General features: G+C 69.7%; 17 protein-coding genes. 14 read left to right on the top strand and 3 right to left on the bottom strand.

Annotated elements, in window-relative coordinates; all coding sequences use genetic code 11:
- Positions 1-64: 64 nt before the first annotated feature.
- Entirely contained in the window at positions 65-2,314 is a 2,250-nt protein-coding gene (locus RAC81_RS03150; RefSeq protein ID WP_096716123.1) for a bifunctional (p)ppGpp synthetase/guanosine-3',5'-bis(diphosphate) 3'-pyrophosphohydrolase, read from the top strand.
- Here the strand turns inward: RAC81_RS03150 and RAC81_RS03145 are convergent.
- Together RAC81_RS03145 and RAC81_RS03140 are read right to left on the bottom strand one after the other, a co-directional pair.
- The gene (locus RAC81_RS03145) at positions 2,301-2,852 is read right to left on the bottom strand and encodes a hypothetical protein (protein WP_375080958.1); all 552 of its coding nucleotides are present in this window, start codon (positions 2,850-2,852) and stop codon (positions 2,301-2,303) included. The two genes, RAC81_RS03150 and RAC81_RS03145, sit on opposite strands and share 14 nt — an antisense overlap.
- A 61-nt stretch (positions 2,853-2,913) precedes the next feature.
- Positions 2,914-4,269 carry a DUF349 domain-containing protein gene (locus tag RAC81_RS03140; protein ID WP_375080957.1) on the bottom strand — a complete coding sequence of 452 codons (1,356 nt, stop codon included), beginning with the start codon at positions 4,267-4,269 and terminating at the stop codon, positions 2,914-2,916.
- A 264-nt stretch (positions 4,270-4,533) separates the two neighbouring features.
- Between RAC81_RS03140 and nirB the strand changes: the two genes are divergently transcribed.
- From nirB to RAC81_RS03115, 5 genes are read left to right on the top strand one after another with little or no spacing between them, the layout of a single operon-like run.
- On the top strand, positions 4,534-7,059 hold the full coding sequence (gene nirB, locus RAC81_RS03135) for a nitrite reductase large subunit NirB (protein ID WP_375080996.1): 2,526 nt from the start codon (positions 4,534-4,536) through the stop codon (positions 7,057-7,059).
- Positions 7,056-7,421, top strand: coding sequence for a nitrite reductase small subunit NirD (gene nirD, locus RAC81_RS03130; RefSeq protein WP_375080956.1), 366 nt, complete (start codon positions 7,056-7,058; stop codon positions 7,419-7,421). The genes nirB and nirD overlap by 4 nt, the downstream gene beginning before the upstream one ends.
- The gene (gene cobA, locus RAC81_RS03125) at positions 7,418-8,653 is read left to right on the top strand and encodes a uroporphyrinogen-III C-methyltransferase (protein ID WP_375080955.1); all 1,236 of its coding nucleotides are present in this window, start codon (positions 7,418-7,420) and stop codon (positions 8,651-8,653) included. The genes nirD and cobA overlap by 4 nt, the downstream gene beginning before the upstream one ends.
- A complete protein-coding gene (locus RAC81_RS03120; RefSeq protein ID WP_375080954.1) occupies positions 8,653-9,780 on the top strand; it encodes a uroporphyrinogen-III synthase in 1,128 nt (375 codons plus the stop codon). Before cobA ends, RAC81_RS03120 begins: the two co-directional genes overlap by 1 nt.
- Positions 9,777-10,454: a sirohydrochlorin chelatase gene (locus tag RAC81_RS03115; protein WP_375080953.1), complete on the top strand. Its 678-nt coding sequence runs from the start codon at positions 9,777-9,779 to the stop codon at positions 10,452-10,454. The genes RAC81_RS03120 and RAC81_RS03115 overlap by 4 nt, the downstream gene beginning before the upstream one ends.
- A 3-nt stretch (positions 10,455-10,457) precedes the next feature.
- Here the strand turns inward: RAC81_RS03115 and RAC81_RS03110 are convergent, their stop codons facing one another.
- Positions 10,458-10,772 (bottom strand): hypothetical protein, encoded by a 315-nt coding sequence (locus RAC81_RS03110; protein ID WP_375080952.1) that lies wholly within the window; start codon positions 10,770-10,772, stop codon positions 10,458-10,460.
- A gap of 178 nt (positions 10,773-10,950) precedes the next feature.
- Between RAC81_RS03110 and RAC81_RS03105 the strand changes: the two genes are divergently transcribed.
- The 8 genes from RAC81_RS03105 to RAC81_RS03070 all read left to right on the top strand — a co-directional run bounded on the left by RAC81_RS03105 (position 10,951) and on the right by RAC81_RS03070 (position 19,883).
- Positions 10,951-11,811 (top strand): CAP domain-containing protein, encoded by an 861-nt coding sequence (locus RAC81_RS03105; RefSeq protein WP_375080951.1) that lies wholly within the window; start codon positions 10,951-10,953, stop codon positions 11,809-11,811.
- Positions 11,812-11,845: 34 nt separating this feature from the next.
- Positions 11,846-13,219 (top strand): replication-associated recombination protein A, encoded by a 1,374-nt coding sequence (locus RAC81_RS03100; RefSeq protein WP_375080950.1) that lies wholly within the window; start codon positions 11,846-11,848, stop codon positions 13,217-13,219.
- 160 nt (positions 13,220-13,379) lie between these two features.
- Positions 13,380-14,009 (top strand): 30S ribosomal protein S4, encoded by a 630-nt coding sequence (gene rpsD, locus RAC81_RS03095; RefSeq protein WP_375080949.1) that lies wholly within the window; start codon positions 13,380-13,382, stop codon positions 14,007-14,009.
- 116 nt (positions 14,010-14,125) lie between these two features.
- Positions 14,126-14,314 (top strand): hypothetical protein, encoded by a 189-nt coding sequence (locus tag RAC81_RS03090; protein ID WP_096716118.1) that lies wholly within the window; start codon positions 14,126-14,128, stop codon positions 14,312-14,314.
- Positions 14,315-14,387: 73 nt separating this feature from the next.
- Positions 14,388-17,048, top strand: a complete 2,661-nt coding sequence (gene alaS, locus RAC81_RS03085) for an alanine--tRNA ligase (protein WP_375080948.1) — start codon at positions 14,388-14,390, stop codon at positions 17,046-17,048.
- Entirely contained in the window at positions 17,045-17,518 is a 474-nt protein-coding gene (gene ruvX, locus RAC81_RS03080) for a Holliday junction resolvase RuvX (protein ID WP_375080947.1), read from the top strand. The genes alaS and ruvX overlap by 4 nt, the downstream gene beginning before the upstream one ends.
- Positions 17,519-17,520: 2 nt before the next feature.
- On the top strand, positions 17,521-19,071 hold the full coding sequence (mltG, locus tag RAC81_RS03075; RefSeq protein ID WP_375080946.1) for an endolytic transglycosylase MltG: 1,551 nt from the start codon (positions 17,521-17,523) through the stop codon (positions 19,069-19,071).
- On the top strand, positions 19,068-19,883 hold the full coding sequence (locus RAC81_RS03070; RefSeq protein ID WP_375080945.1) for a shikimate dehydrogenase family protein: 816 nt from the start codon (positions 19,068-19,070) through the stop codon (positions 19,881-19,883). Before mltG ends, RAC81_RS03070 begins: the two co-directional genes overlap by 4 nt.
- The last annotated feature ends 5 nt before the right edge of the window (positions 19,884-19,888 follow it).

Raw genomic sequence — 19,888 nt, 5'->3', positions numbered from 1 at the left:
CCCGCTCAGCGGGGCCGCACCCCGCTGAGCACGCGTAAGCTGTTCTGATTGGGGAGGTGAGCGGATGGCGGAACCGCAGACGACGTCGCAGGGATCGAGCCTGAGGCGACTGGTTCCCCGCATCTTCTCCCGCGCGCCCCGGGTCAACGACCTCGACAACCTGATCCGCACGGTCAGGGCGAATCATCCCAAGGGCGACCTCGCGGTCATCGAGCGGGCCTACGCGGTCGCCAAGGAGAAGCACGAGGGCCAGAAGCGGCAGAGCGGCGAGCCGTACATCACGCACCCGCTCGCCGTCGCGCAGATCCTCGGCGAGATGGGTCTCGGACCGCGAGCGATCGCGGCTGCCCTGTTGCACGACACGGTGGAGGACACGGGCTATGCGCTGACCGACCTCACCGCCGAGTTCGGCGACGAGGTCGCGATGCTCGTCGACGGGGTAACGAAGCTCGACAAGGTCAAGTACGGCGAGAGCGCGCAGGCCGAGACGGTCCGCAAGATGATCGTCGCGATGTCGAAGGACATCCGGGTCCTCCTCATCAAGCTCGCCGACCGTCTGCACAACGCCCGCACCTGGGGTTTCGTACCGCCGGAGAAGGCCGCGAAGAAGGCCAAGGAGACGCTCGAGATCTACGCCCCGCTGGCGAATCGACTCGGCATCCAGGCGATCAAGTCAGAGCTGGAGGACCTGTCCTTCGCTGTACTGCACCCGAAGATCTACAACGAGATCCACAACCTCATCGCGCAGCGCACCCCGCAGCGCGAGAAGTACCTCGGCCAGGTCGTCGAGGAGATCGACGAGGACCTGCGCGACCTCCGCATCCGCGGCAAGGTGGTCGGGCGTCCGAAGCAGCTCTACTCGGTGTACCAGAAGATGGTCGTGCGCGGTCGCGAGTTCGACGACATCTACGACCTCATCGGCATCCGCGTGCTCGTGTCCTCCGTGCGCGACTGCTATGCGGTCCTCGGGGCCATTCACGCGCGGTGGACGCCGCTGCCCGGGCGGTTCAAGGACTACATCGCGACTCCCAAGTTCAACCTGTACCAGTCGCTGCACACGACGGTGATCGGTCCCTCCGGTCGTACGGTCGAGATCCAGATCCGCACGCACGAGATGCACCAGCAGGCCGAGTACGGCGTCGCGGCGCACTGGATGTACAAGGAGCGGATGAACGGCGGCAAGGCCGAGGTCCGCGCGGCCGACCGCGACATGGCGTGGCTCGCCCACATCTCCGACTGGCAGGCCGAGACCGCCGACCCGGGGGAGTTCCTCGACTCGCTGCGCTTCGAGATCGGAGCGAAGGAGGTCTACGTCTTCACGCCGAAGGGTCGCGTCATCGGCCTGCCCGCAGGTGCCACCCCCGTCGACTTCGCCTACGCCGTCCACACCGAGATCGGGCACCGCACCATGGGGTCTAAGGTGAACGGGCGACTCGTGCCCCTCGAGTCGGAGCTCAAGAGCGGTGACGTGGTCGAGGTGTTCACGTCGAAGAACCCCGACGCGGGCCCCAGCCAGGACTGGCTCGGTTTCGTCAAGAGCACTCGCGCCCGGAACAAGATCCGCGGATGGTTCACGAAGGAGCGCCGCGAAGAGGCGATCGAGCAGGGCAAGGAGGCCATCGCCCGCGCGATGCGTCGACAGAACCTGCCGCTGCAGCGCCTCATGAACCAGGACTCGTTCGCCGAGGTGGCACACCAGCTGCACTACGAAGACGTTTCGGGCCTCTATGCCGCCGTCGGCGAGGGGCACGTCTCCACGCAGTCCGTGCTGGAGAAGGTCACCGCCCTCGTCGCGACCGACGACCCGGCGACGGGGCCGATCGATCTGCCTGGCACGATGCCGTCGCGCGAGCCGCGGGCAGGCGATTCGGGTGTGCTGGTGCGCGGTGCCGCCGACATCCTCGTGAAGCTCGCCAAGTGCTGCACCCCGGTCCCCGGAGACGACATCGTCGGGTTCGTGACGCGCGGCAGCGGCGTCTCGGTGCATCGCGCCGACTGCGTCAACGTCAAGGCGCTGTCGAGCGAGGAGGACCGCTTCGTCGACGTCTCCTGGGCCCCCACGACCAAGAGCGTGTTCCGCGTGCAGATCCAGGTGGAGGCGCTCGACCGCTCTGGACTCCTCTCGGACGTGACGCGCGTCCTCAGCGAGCACCACGTCAACATCCTCTCGGCCACGGTAAGCACGACCGATGAGCGTCTGGCCCTCAGCCGCTTCGTGTTCGAGATGGGCGACGCAGTTCATCTCGACCGGGTGCTGAACGCGGTCCGACGCATCGACGCGGTGTACGACGTGTACCGCGTCACCTCGTCCTGACGAGCGCGCGCTGCAGCGCGGCGCGCGCCACTCGGGCGCCGGGCATCCGATGCATGTCGTCGATCGCGGATGCGGCGTCTGCGAGCAGCTCGGGATGGGCGTCGGCGAGGAGCTCGATCCACGGGCGTCGCGTCGGGTCCCTGTGCAGACCGAGCGCCAGGTCGACCATGGTGCGGACCGCGGTCATGACGAGGATGCCGCCGAGCGGCACGATGTCACGGTCGGGAAGCGCGGTGTCGTGCAGAACGACTCGCGGCGGCAGATCGACGCGCAGTCGGCGAGGCACAGCGCGTCGCACGTGGTGACGGGCGGGAGGGCGGTCTCCCGCGCCGTGCACCCACGCTGCGGACGGGCCGCAGGCAGCGGTGTTCGCGGGGACGATTCCTGCGATGGCCGCGGCTCGGGCAGCGGGAGAGTCGACGAGGTCCGCGGGCACGTACCCCTCGCCGAGCTCGACGACGTGGCCATCGAGTCGGGCGGCCGACAGCTCGGGGAGGGTGAGACGGCCGCCCGGCAGATACAGGAGAGCGGGATGCATCACGCCAGTGTGGCGCAGCGCATCCCGCTCTTCCGTGCGTGCTGTCGGATCTGTGGAGAGATCAGCCGCCGAGAGCGCTGAGCCAGGCGCGACGTGCCTCGAGGGCTTCGGATGCCGCCTTGACGGCCTTCTTGTCGCCGGACTTCTCGGCGGCCGCGAGTTCGGACTCGAGCTTCTCGATCGCCTCGAGCAGCTGCGAGCTCATGTCGTTCGCGCGCGCCTTCGTCTCGGGGTTGTTCTTCTTCCAGTCGACGTCCTCGCGCGCCTTGAGTGCCTGCTCGATCACGCGGAGACGATCGTCGAGCGCCCGCTCCTTGTCGCGGGGGTAGATGCGGCCGACCTCGTCCCACTGACGCTGGATGCGGGTGAGGAGAGCGCGGGCACGCTTGATGTCACGCTCGTCCGCGACGGCCTTGGCCTCTTCGAGGAGCGCCTGGCGGGCTTCGATCTTCGGGGCGGAGTCGGCCTCCTCGGCCGCTGCCTGCTCGGCACGAGCGGCGTACAGCGCGTCGCCGGCGGCCTTGAATCGCGCCCAGAGCGCGTCGTCGGCCTTCCGCCCGGCACGCCCCGCGTTCTTCCACTCGTCCAGCAGGGTGCGGTACGCCGGGATGCCGTCGACGCCGCGCGGCGCGAGGGCCTCGGCGCGCTCGACGAGACGTGTCTTCGCGTCGCGGGCTGTCTTGTGCGCGTCGTCGAGCTCCGAGTAGAACGCACGACGCGCCTTGTCGACGGTCGAGCGGGCGTCGCGGAATCGCTTCCAGAGCTGCTGGGAGATGCCCTTGGACAGGCGCGGACCGGACTGCTGCTGAGCTTGCCACGTCTCGAACAGCTCGTTGAGCTCGGCGGTGACCTGCTTCCACTGCACCTTGGAGAGGTCTCGGGCGGCGATGGCCTCCGCGCGCTCGACGAGGGCTGTGCGCTCGGCGACGGCCTTCTCGACGAGCTCCTTCGCCTGCTGCGCCTCCTGCGCCGTGGCCTCGGACAGCGAGGACGTCAGCGCGGTGAGCCGGTCCCGAAGGCCCGCGAGGTCGCCGACCGCAGCGGCATCCGTCGCCTCCTCGATGAGATGGTTCGCCTGCTTGACGAGGTCCGCGGCCGAGGCGCCGCCGGCCTGGTGGCGCTGCTCGAGCGCGACGACCTTGAACGCGATGTCGTCGTACTTGCGCACGAAGTAGGCGAGAGCCTCGTCGGGCGTGCCGTCGGGGTACTGTCCGACGACGCGCCAGGTCTCGCCTTCGCGGACCTCCACCGTGCCGTCTTCGGAGACCCGTCCCCACTCGGCGGCGTCGGTCGACGGCGTCGGGATCGCGGCGGTGATCGGGGCGGCTGACGCCGGAGTCGGCAGCTTCCGCGGCATGGGCTTCGCCGGGGGAGCGGGAACGGGGGGAGTCGGCTTCGCGGGCTCGTTGGCAGACACGTGATTCTCCTTGCGCGGTCGTACCGCGGGAGGCGGAAAGGACGAGCCTCAGCCTAGTACGCGCGGCGTGCGAGCGCCCATCGCCGTCGCGCAGCCCTCCTCACTTCTCCGTTACCCAGTTGTGAGCAGAACGTTCGCTCGACGTAACAGGCCCCCGCAGATTCACGAAACACCCCGCGTCTAGCGTCGAGACAGTCAACGACAGGAGGGCCCGTGATCGTTCGGGATGATGCGTCGGCCGAGGTCGTCGTGGTCGGTGCAGGAATGGTGGCGCACCGTTTCGTGGAGAGCCTGCTGCGTGCGCCGGGCGCGACCCCACGGGTCACGCTGATCGGTGAGGAGCCGGCGCCACCCTACGATCGAGTGGCGCTGACGTCGTTCTTCGCGGGAGCATCGCCCGACGATCTCGAGCTCGACCCGGGGGTGCTCACCGACGAGCGCGTCCGATTCGTGTCCCACGACCGGGTGACGAGCATCGACCTTCGGGCGCGGGCGGTGCGCACCGGGTCGGGGCGGACGCTCTCTTACGACGCGCTCGTCCTCGCGACCGGTTCCACCGCTCTCCGTCCCTCCGTGGACGGGGCCTCGCTTCCGGGGTGCTACGTCTACCGCACCCTCGACGATGTCGCCGCCATCCGGGACCACGTCGCCCGTCGACGGGCGCAGCTCGGTCGTCCGCTGCGAGGGACGGTGATCGGTGGAGGCCTGCTCGGCCTCGAGGCCGCCGGAGCACTGCAGACCCTCGATGTGGAGTGCACGGTGGTCCAGTCGTCCGATCGACTCATGTCGGCGCAGCTCGATCGCGCGGGCGGCTCCATCCTCCGCCGGCTCATCGAGTCGAAGGGGATCGAGGTCCGCACCGAGACCCGGACGACGCGCATCGACCCGGACGTGTCGGGTCACGCCGCAGCGCTGCAGTTCCAGGACGGCAGTATGCATGAGACCGACATCGTGATCTTCACGGTCGGCGTCCGTCCGCAGGATGCGCTCGCCCGGCAGGCGCAGCTCGGCGTGCACCCCTCCGGGGGCGTGATCATCGATGCCCGATGCCGCACGACCGACCCGCATGTCTTCGCGATCGGCGAGGTCGCGAGCTTCGACGGGCGCTCCGTGGGGCTCGTCGCGCCCGGGTACGCGATGGCCGAGGTCGCGGCGACCGTGCTGCTCGGCGGAGACGCTGCTTTCCCTGGGTACGACGACTCGACCAAGCTGAAGCTCTCCGGCGTCGACGTCGCGAGCTTCGGCGATGCGATGGCCACGACCCCGAACGCGCTCGATGTGGTCTTCACCGACCCCGTGAACGGCGTCTACAAGAAGCTGGTGCTGTCCGACGACGCGAAGACGCTGCTCGGCGGCATCCTCGTGGGCGATGCGTCCGCGTACGGATCACTGCGTCCGCTGGTCGGCGCCGCGTTGGGTGGAGACCCGGCGGCGTACCTCGCGCCGGCCGCGGGGTCGGCCCCCACGACCGAGTTGCCGGACGAGGCGGTCGTCTGCTCGTGCTCGTCCGTGACCGCAGGACGCATCCGTGCGGCCGTGCATGAGGACGGCTGCGCGGACGCCGCCGCGGTGAAGGCGTGCACGAAGGCAGGAGCCACGTGCGGATCCTGCATGTTCGCGGTGAAGAAGATCGTCGGCACGGAGCTGACGAAGCTCGGGCGTTCGACGTCGAACGCCCTCTGCGAGCACTTCGGGATGTCGAGGAGGCAGCTGTTCGATGCTGTGCGCGTCTCGGGTCTCACCACGTTCAGCACGATCATCGCCCGGTTCGGAACCGGACGAGGGTGCGACGTCTGCAAGCCGGCACTCGCCAGCATCCTCGCCGTCCTCGTCGGCGAGCACGTGCTGGACGGCGAGAACGCGACGCTGCAGGACACGAACGACCATGTGATGGCGAACATGCAGAAGGACGGGACCTACTCGGTCGTGCCGCGCATGCCGGGCGGCGAGGTCACCCCCGCCGGGCTCATCGCGATCGGCACCATCGCCGACACCTTCGGGCTGTACACGAAGATCACGGGCGGTCAGCGCATCGACATGTTCGGTGCGCGGCTCGAGCAGCTGCCGCTGATCTGGCGGCAGCTCGTCGACGCGGGCTTCGAGTCGGGGCAGGCCTACGGCAAGGCGCTTCGCACCGTGAAGTCCTGCGTCGGCTCGACCTGGTGCCGCTATGGAGTGCTGGATGCCGTGGGCATGGCCGTGCGGCTCGAGCTCCGCTATCGCGGCCTGCGTTCGCCGCACAAGCTCAAGGTGGGTGTCTCCGGCTGCGCGCGCGAGTGCGCGGAAGCCCGATCCAAGGACGTGGGCGTCATCGCGACCGAGAGCGGATGGAACATGTACGTCGGCGGCAACGGAGGCTTCTCGCCCCGCCACGCGGAGCTGCTCGCCACCGACCTCGACGACGACGCCCTCATCCGCGCGATCGATCGGTTCTTCATGTACTACATCCGCACGGCTGACCGACTCCAGCGCACTGCGGGTTGGTGCATGGAGCTGGAGGGCGGCCTCGACGGTCTGCGCGCGGTGATCTTCGACGACAGCCTCGGGATCTGCGACGATCTCGACGCCGCGATGACGGCCCACGTCGACCGCTACGAGGACGAGTGGGCTGCGACTCTGCGGGACCCGGCGAAGCTGCGCCGGTTCGAGTCCTTCGTCAACGCCGCCGACACTCCGGATCCGTCCCTGGCGTACGTGGCGGAGCGCGGGCAGGTGCGGCCGGCGACCGCGGAGGAACGGGAGATGGGCGCGGTGCTCATCGCAGGGACGACGCTGGAGGTGCGACGATGATGCCCACGACGAGCGATGGACTCACCCGGGTCCGTGTGTGTGCGGTGAGCGATCTCGAGGTGGAGCGTGGGCGCGCAGCTCTGTTCGGCGACGTCCAGATCGCCCTGTTCCTCCTCGCCGACGGCTCCGTCCACGCCGTGTCGAATCGCGACCCCTACAGCGGAGCGCACGTGATGTCACGCGGCATCGTCGGAACGAGAGCGGATGCGGCCACGGTGGCCTCGCCCATGCACAAGCAGGTGTTCGACCTTCGCACCGGCGAGTGCCTCGACGCGCAGGGTGCGGATCCGGTGCCGCTGCGGGTGTGGACGGTCGTCGTCGTGGACGGACACGTCGAGCTGGACCCCGAGGAGATCCGATGACCCTGATGCTCGGTATCTCGCTCGCCGGCCGCGACGTGCTCATGGTGGGCGGCGGCCGCGTCGCGGCACGACGACTCGCCCGATTCCTCGCCGAAGGAGCTCGGGTGCGCGTCGTCGCGCCCGAACTCCACGACGACACCGCACGACTCGTCGTCGACCACGAACTCGCCTGGGAGGCGCGTGCCTTTCACTCCCGCGACCTCGGCGGGGCGTGGCTGGTGCACGTCGCGACCGGCGACCCCGCGATCGACCGCGAGGTCGCCGAGAGCTGCGAGATCGCCCGCATTCTCTGCATCGACGCGTCAGATGGAGAACGCGGCTCTGCACGGCTGACGGCTCAGGCCGAGATCGGCGACGTGAGCATCGGAGTGACGAGCACGGCGGGGGCGGATCCGCGGCGCTCGGTGGCCGTGCGCGATGCGATCACGGAGCTGGTCGGCGACGGTCGTCTCCCGCTGCGTCGGCGACGCGCGGCACGCATCGGTCGAGTGGACCTGGTGGGGGGCGGCCCCGGACCGATCGATCTGATGACGATCCGCGCGCGGCGACTGATCGCTGAAGCGGACGTGCTGGTGATCGACCGGCTCGGCCCCGCTGCAGAGATCGTGGCGGAGGCGGATGCCGAGGTGGAGGTGATCGACGTCGGCAAGGCGCCGGGCCGTCATCCCGTCCCTCAGGAGGAGATCAACCGGATCATCGTCGCGCGAGCACGGGAAGGGCGGCGGGTCGTCCGGCTGAAGGGGGGAGACCCGTTCGTGTTCGGGCGCGGCGGAGAGGAGATGAGCGCGTGCCTCGCCGCCGGCATCCCGGTGGAGGTCACCCCCGGTATCTCCAGTGCCGTCGCCGTGCCGCAGGCAGCAGGCATCCCCGTGACCCATCGCGGGACGGCCGGCGCCTTCCACGTCGTGAACGGCCAGGGTCCGATCGGACGGGGCACGCGCACCGCGCTCGCGGACCCTTTCGTGACGACGGTCGTGCTGATGGGCGTCGCCTCCCTGGCCCGACTCGTGGGCGCTGCGCTGGCACAGGGAGCCTCCCTCGATCGTCCGGTCGCGTTCGTCGAGAGCGGCCACACCCCGCAGCAGCGCACCACGCGCACCACGCTGGGGCGCGCGGTCGAGGATGCCGCGAGAATAGGGCTCCGCAACCCGGCGGTCATCGTGATCGGCGAGGTCGCCGAGGAGAGCCTGCTGCTGCCGACGAGGAACCGGACGGGAGCTGCCCTGGCGTGATGTCCCGTCCTGCTCTGTCGCCCGCCCTCGCGGGATGCACCATCGTCATCGCGGCCGATCGCCGTGCGGGCGACCTGGCCTCAGCCCTGGAGCGCCGAGGCGCACAGGTCTACCGCGCCCCGGCGCTCAGCATCGTCCCCAATGAGGATGACGCCGAGCTCATCGCCCGCACGCGGCAGCTGATCAAGGATCCGCCGGACATCGTGGTCGTCACCACCGGCGTGGGGCTGCGCGGCTGGATCGACGCCGCGCACGAGAACGACCTCGCCGAGGAACTCGCCGTCGCGCTCGGCGGCGCTCAGTTCGTCGCGCGCGGACCCAAAGCGCACGGGGCGATCCAGCAGGCGGGGTTCAGCGCCGACTGGGTCGCGGAGACCGAGACCTCCGCCGAGGTCGGGGCTTATCTGCTGTCCGAGGGGATCGCCGGACGACGGATCGCGATCCAGCACCATGGCGCGGGTGCCGACGGCCTCGACGAGCTGCTCGCGCGCGAGGGCGCGGACGTCGTGAGCATCACCGTGTACCGGTGGGGGCCGCCTCCGGACCCGGAGATCGTGCGGCGCTCCGTCCTCCATGCGGGCTCGGGGGAGGTGGACGCCGTGCTGTTCACGTCCGCACCGGGCGCGGCGGAGTGGATCAGAGCCGCGACGAGGGCCGGATCTCTGGACGCGATCCGGAGGCGCGCCGCGGCGAACCGACTCCTGCTCGCGGCCGTGGGGCCGATCACGGCTGCGCCGCTGCGCGCGGCCGATCTGCGCACGACTCTCGCCGCGCGGGGCCGGCTGGGCTCACTCGTGCGCTGCGTGGTCGACCACTTCGGCAGCGGTGCGGCGCCGCGGCTGCGCACGGCCGCCGGCACCATGGAGATGCGCAGCGGCGGCGTCGTGGTGGACGGGTTCTTCGTGCCGCTGTCGCGGGCGGGGTCGAGCATCCTCGGCGAGCTCTTCGATGCGGCAGGTGGCGTTCGCACGCGGGAGCAGCTCGGGCGTGCGCTGCCTCGTGGCGGCGAGAGCGCACATGCGGTGGAGATGGCCATCGCCCGACTGCGCGAATCGCTCGGGGGAGCGGCATCGATCCAGACGATCGTCAAGCGGGGGTACCGACTCACGGTGGAGGAGTCCGCATGACCACACTGGTCGCCTGTTCGCACGGAACGGCTTCGCCGGTAGGACAGCGCACCGTCGAGGAGCTGGTCGCCCTGGTGCGCTCGCGCATCCCGCAGACGCGCGTCGTCCAGGCTTTCGTCGATGTGCAGGAGCCCGCCGTGCACGAGGTGGTGTCGCAGGAGCGTGAGCGGGACGAGGTCGTGGTCGTGCCCTTGCTGCTCTCCGTCGGCTACCACACCGCCGTGGACATCGCAGAGGCCGTGAACGCCCACGAGGGCGTGCGGCAGGGCGAACCTCTTGGCACGCATCCGCTGATCGCAGAGGTGCTCCGCACCCGGCTGCTCACCGCAGTCGACGGAGACTGGCAGGACGGCGACCATGTCGTGCTGGCCGCTGCCGGATCGAGCAATCCCCGCGCGGTCGGCGATGTATCGCTCGCCGCGCAGAATCTCTCGAAGCTCGTTCCCGCACCGGTCAGCGTCGGGTACGCCTCGGCGATCGCTCCGCGCATCGCAGAGGCGGTGGAGACGGCGAGGGCGCGGGGTGCGCGGCGCGTGATCGCCGCGAGCCACGTGCTGGCGCCGGGCTACTTCGCCGGTCTCGTCGCTCGGGCAGGAGCCGACGTCGTCGCGGCGCCGCTGGGGGCCGACGACCGGGTGGCCGAGGTCGTCGTCGACCGCTTCCGCCGAGCGTGATCCTCAGCCCGCGGGCGTCTCCGTCGGCACCGGCTCGGTCGGGGCCGGCGTCTCGGCGGGATCGGTGATCGACGGCTGCGTGGGTTGAACGGACGGGGACGGGGTCGGCGTCGGCTCCGGAGCGGTCACCTGAGCGTGCACGACCTGGCTCGCGATCGCGCCAGCCACGATGACGACGCCCACGACGACGGCGATGACGTTGTCGCGCCCTCGGCGGGCGATCTGGCGGTCGTGCCAGTCGCGTCGCGCGTTGTGCAGACGGGCGCGCTCCGCTTCGGTGCGTGCGCGCTGTGCGTTCCTGGAACCGCGTGCGGCCATGCCCTGCTCCCTCTCCGACGCGCGAGGACGCGTCGCCTGAGAGCCTAGCGTCGTCATATGGCCGCGATAGCGCCGACAGTGCGGGGACGATCGGGAGATCGCGCAGAATCTCGCCATTCCGGTGTGCACGGTCTATTTTGGTCTGCATCGCCTACCCCGGCCCGACGAGGGAGATCTCATGAAGCGGATGCGGCACTCGATCCTCGCCATCACGGTGGCGGCTCTCGCGGCTCTCGGCGGGGTCAGCTCCGCCGGGGCGGCGGAGATCCCACCGCCGAACGCCGACATCCAGCGGATCTTGTCGGACACGAATGCGGCACGGGCGGCCAACGGTCTCGCGCCCCTCGTGCTCGACGACGCCATGACGACGGTGGCCCAGAACTGGTCTGCGACCCAGTCGCGCGAGGGGAGGATGTATCACAACCCGCAGTATTCGACGCAGATTCCGGCGGGATGGAGTCGCGCTGCCGAGAACGTCGCGTCCGGCTATGCGCCATCAGCGGTCGTCAACGCCTGGATGAACTCGCCGGGTCATCGAGCGAACATCCTCGGTGATTTCACGACGATCGGCATCGGTTACGTCAACGGGTATGCGACCCAGGTCTTCGCCAAGTATCCGGTCACCCAGCCGTCTCCGACGGTCGGTCCCGCTGACTTCTCGGTGCGCAGTCACGTCGCACAGCGGGGCTGGATAGCCGGAGGCGGGACGACCGGTCAGGGGCTGCGTCTCGAAGCGCTGGGCGTTCGTCAGCAGGGAGGGAAGACGATCTGCCTCCAGGCGCACGTCCAGAACATCGGCTGGATGGCGCCCGTGTGCACCAACGGGAAGGGTACCGAAGCAGTCGTAGGTACGACCGGCCGTGCACTCCGCGTGGAGGCGCTGCGGGTCTGGACTCCCGACAACCGCGTCTCCGGGCGGGGACACGTCTCGAACATCGGGTGGCAGGCGCGGATGGTGTCGTCGACGCCGGGCGGCCAGATCTCCATCGGCACCACCGGTCGATCGCTGCAGCTGGAGTTCGCCGAGTTGTTCCGGTGACCTCGATGTCAGCGGTCACGAGTAGCCTGGGCGGGTGACTCCTTCCGCACCGCTCCTTTCCGGGGCCACGCCCCTCGCGGTGCGGATGCGTCCGGTGTCGCTCGACGAGGTCGCCGGTCAGAAGCATCTCCTGCGTGCCGGGTCGCCGATCGTCGCGCTGGCCGATCCGGCCGCATCATCGCCCGGCGCCGTGTCGATCATCCTCTGGGGGCCGCCCGGCACGGGCAAGACGACCCTCGCGCAGGCGATCGCCCGTTCGTCCGGACGTCGGTTCGTCGAACTCTCGGCGATCACCGCCGGTGTGAAGGACGTGCGCGAGGTGATGCAGGAGGCGATCACTCAGCGAGACCTGTACGGCCAGACCACCATCCTCTTCCTCGATGAGATCCACCGGTTCACCAAGGCGCAGCAGGACGCCCTTCTCCCTGGCGTCGAGAACGGCTGGGTCATCCTCATCGCCGCGACCACCGAGAACCCGTCGTTCTCGGTCATCTCCCCGCTGCTGTCCCGCTCGCTGCTGTTGACCCTGCAGCCGCTGACAGACGACGACATCGGCGTGCTCGTAGACCGGGCCGTCGCCGATGCGCGGGGTCTGGGCGGCGCGGTCTCGCTCGGAGACGATGCGCGATCAGCGCTCATCCGTCTCGCCTCGGGCGACGCACGACGCGCGCTTACGGGGCTAGAGGCCGCCGCAGCGGTCGCGCTGTCGCATGCGAGCGGTGCAGCGGATTCCGACGACGGCGACGGCGACGGGGCGAAGGATGCCGAGCTTCCGGCCGTCACCGCCGACGACGTCGCGCAGGCGGTCGACAAGGCGCTGCTGCGCTACGACCGGCAGGGAGACGAGCACTACGACGTCATCAGCGCCTTCATCAAGTCGATCCGCGGTTCCGACCCCGATGCCGCCCTGCACTACCTCGCCCGGATGATCGAGGCGGGGGAGGATCCGCGTTTCATCGCCAGGAGGCTCGTGATCTCCGCGTCGGAAGACGTCGGTCTCGCCGATCCGCAGGCCCTCTCGATCGCCGTCGCGGCAGCGGATGCCGTGGCGTTCATCGGGATGCCGGAGGGGCGCATCCCGTTGGCCGAGGCCACGGTGTACCTCGCGACGACCGCCAAGTCGAACGCGGCCTACACGGGCATCGACGCCGCGATCGCCGATATCCGCGCCGGCGGCTTCGGACGCGTGCCGCTGCACCTTCGCGACGCGCACTATCCCGGCGCGAAGCGCCTGGGTCACGGACGCGGCTACGTCTATCCGCACGACAGCGAGTTCGGCATCCTCCCGCAGCAGTACCTCCCCGACGAGCTGCGGGGCCGTCGCTACTACGAGCCGAAGAACCTCGGCGCCGAGCGCGACATCTCCGCGCGTCTCGAGCGCATCCGCCGCATCCTCGACGGGCGTTGAGCGGCATCTGATAAGATCGAGCGGCTCGAAACCGAGTTTTCGGGCATCTCCTCGTTCACACCCCACCTCGACAGCGCCCCGGCGTGCGCTCCGAGGCAGAACGCGGCGATACGTCCGCGAGTCGCGAAAGCCGCGACCGCGTCATCGGAAGGACAGCTTCGTGACCACGAAGTCCCAGGACCGCCGCAAGGTCCGTCTCAGCCGCGCCCTCGGCGTGGCCCTCACCCCGAAGGCCGCCCGCTACCTCGAGAAGCGTCCCTACGCTCCCGGCGAGCACGGCCGCACCAAGCGCAAGGCTGACAGCGACTACGCCGTCCGTCTGCGCGAGAAGCAGCGTCTTCGCGAGCAGTACGGCATCCGCGAGAAGCAGATGCGCAACACCTTCAACGAGGCCCGTCGTCAGGACGGCCTGACCGGTGAGAACCTCGTCGAGCTCCTCGAGATGCGTCTCGACGCCCTCGTGCTGCGTTCGGGCTTCGCCCGCACCACCGCGCAGGCTCGCCAGCTCGTCGTGCACCGTCACATCCTCGTCGACGGCCAGCTCGTCGACCGCCCGTCGTTCCGCGTGAAGCCGGGTCAGCTCATCCACGTCAAGGCCAAGAGCGAGGGCACCGAGCCCTTCCAGGTCGCAGCCGCCGGCGGTCACGCCGAGGTCCTGCCTCCCGTTCCGGGCTACCTCGAGGTCGAGCTCGACAAGCTCCAGGCTCGCCTGGTCCGTCGTCCGATGCGCGCCGAGGTCCCCGTGACCTGTGAAGTGCAGCTCGTCGTCGAGTACTACGCAGCTCGCTGATCCCCACACAGGATCCGCAACGCAGCAGAAGGCGTCGGGGTCACCCGGCGCCTTCTGCCGTTTCCGCATACGATGGAGAGACCGCGCCTCCGCGGGTCTGACACGAGGATGACGACATGAAGAACGTGCTGTGGTTCCTGATCGGCGTGATCGGCGGCTTCGTCGCGGCGCATTTCATGAACAAGGACCCGCGCGGGCACGACATCCTCGCCGAGGTCGACGCCCGGATCAACGAGTTCACGACGATCATCGGCGACGCCTACCGCGAGCAGCAGGCGCGACTCACCGACCCCGCAGACGACTGAGCGGGCGGCGCCTCGGCGCGCCATCCGCCTGCCCGCATCCCCCATCCCGTACGCAAGGACACCCGGCACACCCATGAACACTGCGGAGATCGCGCAGCGCTATCTCGATTACTTCGAGAAGAACGACCACCTCATCGTCCCGTCCTCGTCGCTCGTCAGCGACGACCCGTCGCTGCTGTTCACCGTCGCCGGCATGGTGCCGATGATCCCGTATCTCACGGGCGTCGTCCCCGCGCCGCACCCGCGCATCGCCGACCTGCAGAAGTGCATCCGCACCAACGACATCGAAGAGGTCGGTCGCACGGCCCGGCACGGCACGTTCTTCCAGATGCTCGGCAACTGGTCGTTCGGCGACTACTTCAAGGAGGGGGCGATCCGCTACGCCTGGGAGCTGCTCACCAGCTCCGAGTCCGACGGCGGCCTCGGCTTCGACGAGAAGGACCTCTGGGTCACGGTCCACGAGACCGACGACGAGGCGGAGTCGATCTGGCGCGACATCATCGGCCTCAAGCCCGAACGCATCCAGCGCCTCGGTCGCGCCGACAACTACTGGAACACGGGTCAGCCGGGTCCGGGCGGCCCCGACTCCGAGATCTTCTTCGACCGCGGGCCCTTGTACGGCAAGGACGGCGGTCCCGCCGCCGACGACACCCGGTTCCTGGAGATCTGGAACCTCGTGTTCATGCAGGACTTCATCGAGAACATCCGCGGCAAGACGGAGTTCGACATCGTCGGCGAGCTGCCGATGAAGAACATCGACACCGGCATGGGCCTCGAGCGCGTCGCCTTCCTCAAGCAGGGCGTCGAGAACATGTACGAGACCGACCAGGTGCGTCCGGTGCTCGACCGCGCCGTCGAGTTGTCCGGTCGACGCTACGGGGCCGCGCACGAGGACGATGTGCGCTTCCGCGTGGTCGCCGATCACGTGCGATCGTCGCTCATGCTGCTCTCCGACGGCGTCCGTCCCTCGAACGAGGGGCGCGGCTACATCCTGCGCCGCCTGATGCGCCGGACGGTCCGCGCCATGCGACTGCTGGGTGTCGACGCCCCGTCGTTCCCCGAGCTGTTCGCCGCATCGCGCGACGCGATGAAGACGGCCTACCCGGTACTCGAGTCCGACTGGTCGACGCTCTCCGCCGCGGCGTTCGCGGAGGAGGAGACGTTCCGTCGCACTCTCGCGCAGGGATCGACCATCCTCGATCTCGCACTCGACGAGACGAAGAAGGGCGGCGGCAGCGCGCTCAGCGGTCGCGAGGCGTTCCTGCTGCACGACACGTACGGCTTCCCGATCGACCTGACGCTCGAGGTCGCCGAGGAGGCGGGGCTCGAAGTCGACCGTGCGGCTTTCGACTCGCTCATGAAGGAGCAGCGCGACCGCGCCAAGGCCGACGCCCGCAACCGCAAGCGTCAGCTCGCCGACGTCTCGGTCTACCGCGACCTCCGGGCACTGGGCGAGACCGGCTTCGACGGCTACTCCGAGCTGGAGGTCGACTCGCGCGTGCTGGGTATCCTCGTCGACGGCCAGGTCGTCCGCAGCGCTTCCGAGGGCCAGATCGCCGAGGTCGTGCTCGCCGAGACGACGCTGTACGCGGAGTCGGGCGGCCAGGTGGCCGACAAGGGCGTGATCGTCGGCCCCGGCTACGAACTCGAGGTCCTCGACGTGCAGAAGCCCGTACCGGGTCTGATCAGCCACACGGTCGAGGTGACCCGCGGATCCGTGTCGGTCGACGACACCGCGACGACGATCGTGGACGCAGCGAACCGACGCGCGGCTCGTCAGGCGCACTCGGCCACCCACCTCGTGCACGCCGCGCTGCGCGACACGCTCGGACCGACCGCCACGCAGGCGGGATCGCTGAACCGGGCCGGGTACATGCGCTTCGACTTCTCGTGGTCGCAGGCGCTGTCCGCCGACACGAAGACCGAGATCGAGGAGATTACGAACCGCGCCGTCCACGACGCTCTCGAGGTCACCACGCGCATCGTGACGCTGGACGAGGCGAAAGAAGCCGGCGCCATGGCGCTGTTCGGCGAGAAGTACGGCGACGTCGTGCGGATGGTCGACATCGGCGGGCCCTGGTCGCGCGAACTCTGCGCGGGCACGCACGTCTCGAGCAGCTCCGAGATCGGCCTCGTGAGCCTGGTGGGGGAGTCGTCGGTCGGCGCCTCCAACCGGCGAATCGAGGCCCTCGTCGGACAGGACGCGTTCCGTGAGCTCGCCGCCGAGCGGGCCCTGGTGTCGCAGCTCACCGCGTCGTTGAAGGCGCCGCGTGACCAGCTCGTCGACCGCGTCGCCGACCTGGCGTCGAGCCTGAAGGCGGCGGAGAAGCGCATCGCGCAGTTCGAGGCCAAGGAGCGCGCCGGTCAGGTGCCCGCGATCGCCGATGCGGCATCGCGCGTCGGAGCGTTCCGTGTCGCCGCACAGTCGCTCGGCGACCTCGCTTCGGCCGACGACCTGCGCGACATCGTGCTCGGCGTTCGCGACCGGCTGGGGTCGGACGCGGCGGTCGTCGCGCTCGGCGGCGTGGTGAACGGTCGTCCCGTCGTCGTGGTCGCCACGAACGACGCCGCTCGCGCTGCCGGCGCCAAGGCCGGTGCGCTGGCGAAGCGCGCCGCATCGGTGCTCGGCGGAGGCGGAGGCGGGCGCGACGACGTCGCACAGGGCGGTGGTGCCGAGGCTGCGGCGCTCGGCGCGGCGCTCGAGGCCGTCTCCCAGGAGCTGCAGGCAGCGTGACGGGCTTCCGTCGCGGTGTGCGCATCGGCATCGACGTGGGTCGCGCCAGAATCGGCGTCGCCCGGTGCGACCCCGACGGCATGCTCGCCGTGCCTGTCGAGACGGTGAAGCGCGACGAGGCGTCGGTCGCCCGCATCGCGGAAATCGTCGCCGAGCACGAGCCGCTCGAAGTGGTCGTCGGTCTGCCCGTGAACCTCCAGGGCGCCGACACCGCCTCCACCGCTGACGCCCGCGACTTCGCGGCCGAGCTGAGAGGCCGTCTCGGCCTGCCGATCCGCCTCGTAGACGAGAGGCTCAGCACGGTCACGGCGCACGCCGCACTGAGATCTTCCGGCAGAACCCAGAAGAACTCTCGTAGCATTGTGGATCAGGTCGCCGCCGTGGTCTTGCTGCAGCAGGCGATAGACACGGAGAAGAGCACCGGAAACCCGCCCGGTGCCACGATTCCGCTCGACGAGGAGTCCCCCTGACAATGCCCGAACGTGAGAGTGCCTCCCCCCAGCACGATCCGGATGCCCGCCTGGGCGACCTGTTCGAGAACCTGCCCGATCCCCTGCAGCAGAGCCCGACGGTGGACAACACCCCGCCGGCTCCGGGGTCGCGGCGCGCGGCGCGCGAGGCGGCAGCGCGGTCCGGTGTCAGGGCGGATGACCTTTCCGCCGGGGCCCGCGAGACCGAGCCGCAGGCGGCTCCCTCCCAGCACGACGAGGAGCTCGGAACTCCGACCCGCGCCGCGCCCGTGTCGGCGCCGACCGCGGGCGCCGCGACTGCGGCATCCGCAGAGCACGGTGTTTCGTCGAGCGGCTCCATCGCAGAACCGTCGCGCGTCGCGGAGGCTCCGCGCGCCGACGACCCCGCCACGGAGACACCATCGCGCAGCGGAAGTCTCGACGACCTGTTCCACGACGACTCCCGCGACCACGACAAGCCCGCCGCTCCGAAGAAGAAGCGCCGCACCGGCTGCCTCGTCGCCCTCATCATCGTGCTCGCGGTGATCGGCGGCATCGTCGCCGGCGGCGTGTGGGCATGGAACACGTACGGCGACAAGATCAGCGACGCGATGGGGTGGGGCGAGCCCGACGACTGGGAGGCCGGTCAGGCCACGGGCGAGGTCCTCGTCACGATCAGCGAGGGCGACACCGGAGGCCCCGTCTCCAAGTCCCTGTTCGATGCCGGCGTGACCCGCACCGAGGATGTCTTCTACGACTACCTCGTGAACGAGAACATCGCTGTCACCTTCTACCCGGGCATCTATCGCCTGCAGGAGAAGATGACGGCGGAAGCAGCGCTCGAAGCCCTCCAGAACCCCGAGAACAAGATGGAGAACTCCGCGAGCGTATCCGAGGGGGCGACGATCGAGTCGTCGCTCCCGACCATCGCGGAGTCGCTGGGCATGCCGGTCGAGGACTTCCAGGCTGCGGTCGATCTCGGCCCGGCGGCGTACGGCGTCGACGCCCAGAGCCTCGAGGGATGGCTGTTCCCCGCGGTCTACACGTTCGACCCCGGCGTCACGGCGCAGCAGGTGATCCAGCGCATGGTCGACCGCACCCGGGAGTCGCTGAACGCCGCAGGCGTCCCCGCGGAGGACGCGCAGCGCATCCTGACGATCGCCTCCATCATCCAGCGCGAGGGCGCCACCGCTGACTTCGCCAAGGTCTCGAGAGTGATCCAGAACCGCCTCGACATCGACATGAAGCTGCAGATGGACTCGACGGCTCAGTACGGTTACGGGTCGCTGCACGAGGGCGTCGTGTCGAGCTCGGCCGAGGCGCTGGCCGACCCGAACCCGTGGAACACCTACGTCAACGTCGGGCTCCCGGTGACCCCGATCGCGAGTCCGAGCGACGCAGCCATCAAGGCCGCGATGAGTCCGGCCGACGGTCCGTGGCTCTACTTCGTCACGATCAACCTCGCGACCGGCGAGACGCAGTTCTCCGAGACCTACGAGGAGCACCTGCAGGGCGTGGAGAAGTGGGAGAAGTGGTGCCAGGAGAACCCCGACGGCGGATGCTCGGCGGGATGACCCGATCTCAGCTCGCGGTCTGGGGCGATCCGATCGCGCACTCCCGCTCCCCGCAGCTGCACGGCGCGGCCTATCGCGCGCTCGGCCTCGACTGGGAGTACACCAGGCGTCGCGTCGACGAGTTCGGGTTCGGGAATGCTCTCGCCTCTCTCGACGACTCGTGGCGCGGCCTCTCGTTGACGATGCCGCTCAAGGAGCAGGCGCACCGGGCGGCCGTGGTCCGCGACCGGCACGCCGACCTGACGGGAGCGGTGAACACGCTGCTGCTCGCTGACGGGCCGAAGGGGTTCAACACCGATGTCGGCGGGATCGTCGACGCGCTCGGTGAAGACGGCATCTCCGGCGTCGAGTCGATCCGGATCCTCGGAGCCGGTGCGACGGCGGCATCCGCTCTCGTGGCGGTGGCGGAGCTGGGTGCGCGCCGCGTCGACGTGCGCGCACGACGCCCGCCACGTGCCGAGGGGCTTCTCGCACTCGCCGTGCGACTCGGACTCACCGGCTCGGTGCAGACCTTCGACGCACCCGTCGAGTCGGTGGACCTGACGATCGCCACGCTGCCCGGCGGGACGACGCTCGACGAGCGCGTGGTCGAGCGGATCGGCGAGGGCGGCGGGGTGCTGTTCGATGTCGCCTACGCCCCGTGGCCCTCGGTCCTCGCGGCACGATGGCCCGCCCGATCGATCTCGGGACTCGGGATGCTGCTGCACCAGGCCGTCCGTCAGATCAGGATCTTCCACCACGGCGACCAGGACCGCTCGCTGCCCGACGAGGAGTCCGTGGTCGAGGCGATGCGCGAGGTTCTGCGGTCTTAGGACGA

This window comes from Microbacterium sp. CR_7 (genome assembly GCF_041954755.1).
Lineage (GTDB): Bacteria > Actinomycetota > Actinomycetes > Actinomycetales > Microbacteriaceae > Microbacterium.
Note: the sequence above shows the minus strand (reverse complement) of the source record. Positions and strands in the feature narration are given on the sequence as shown.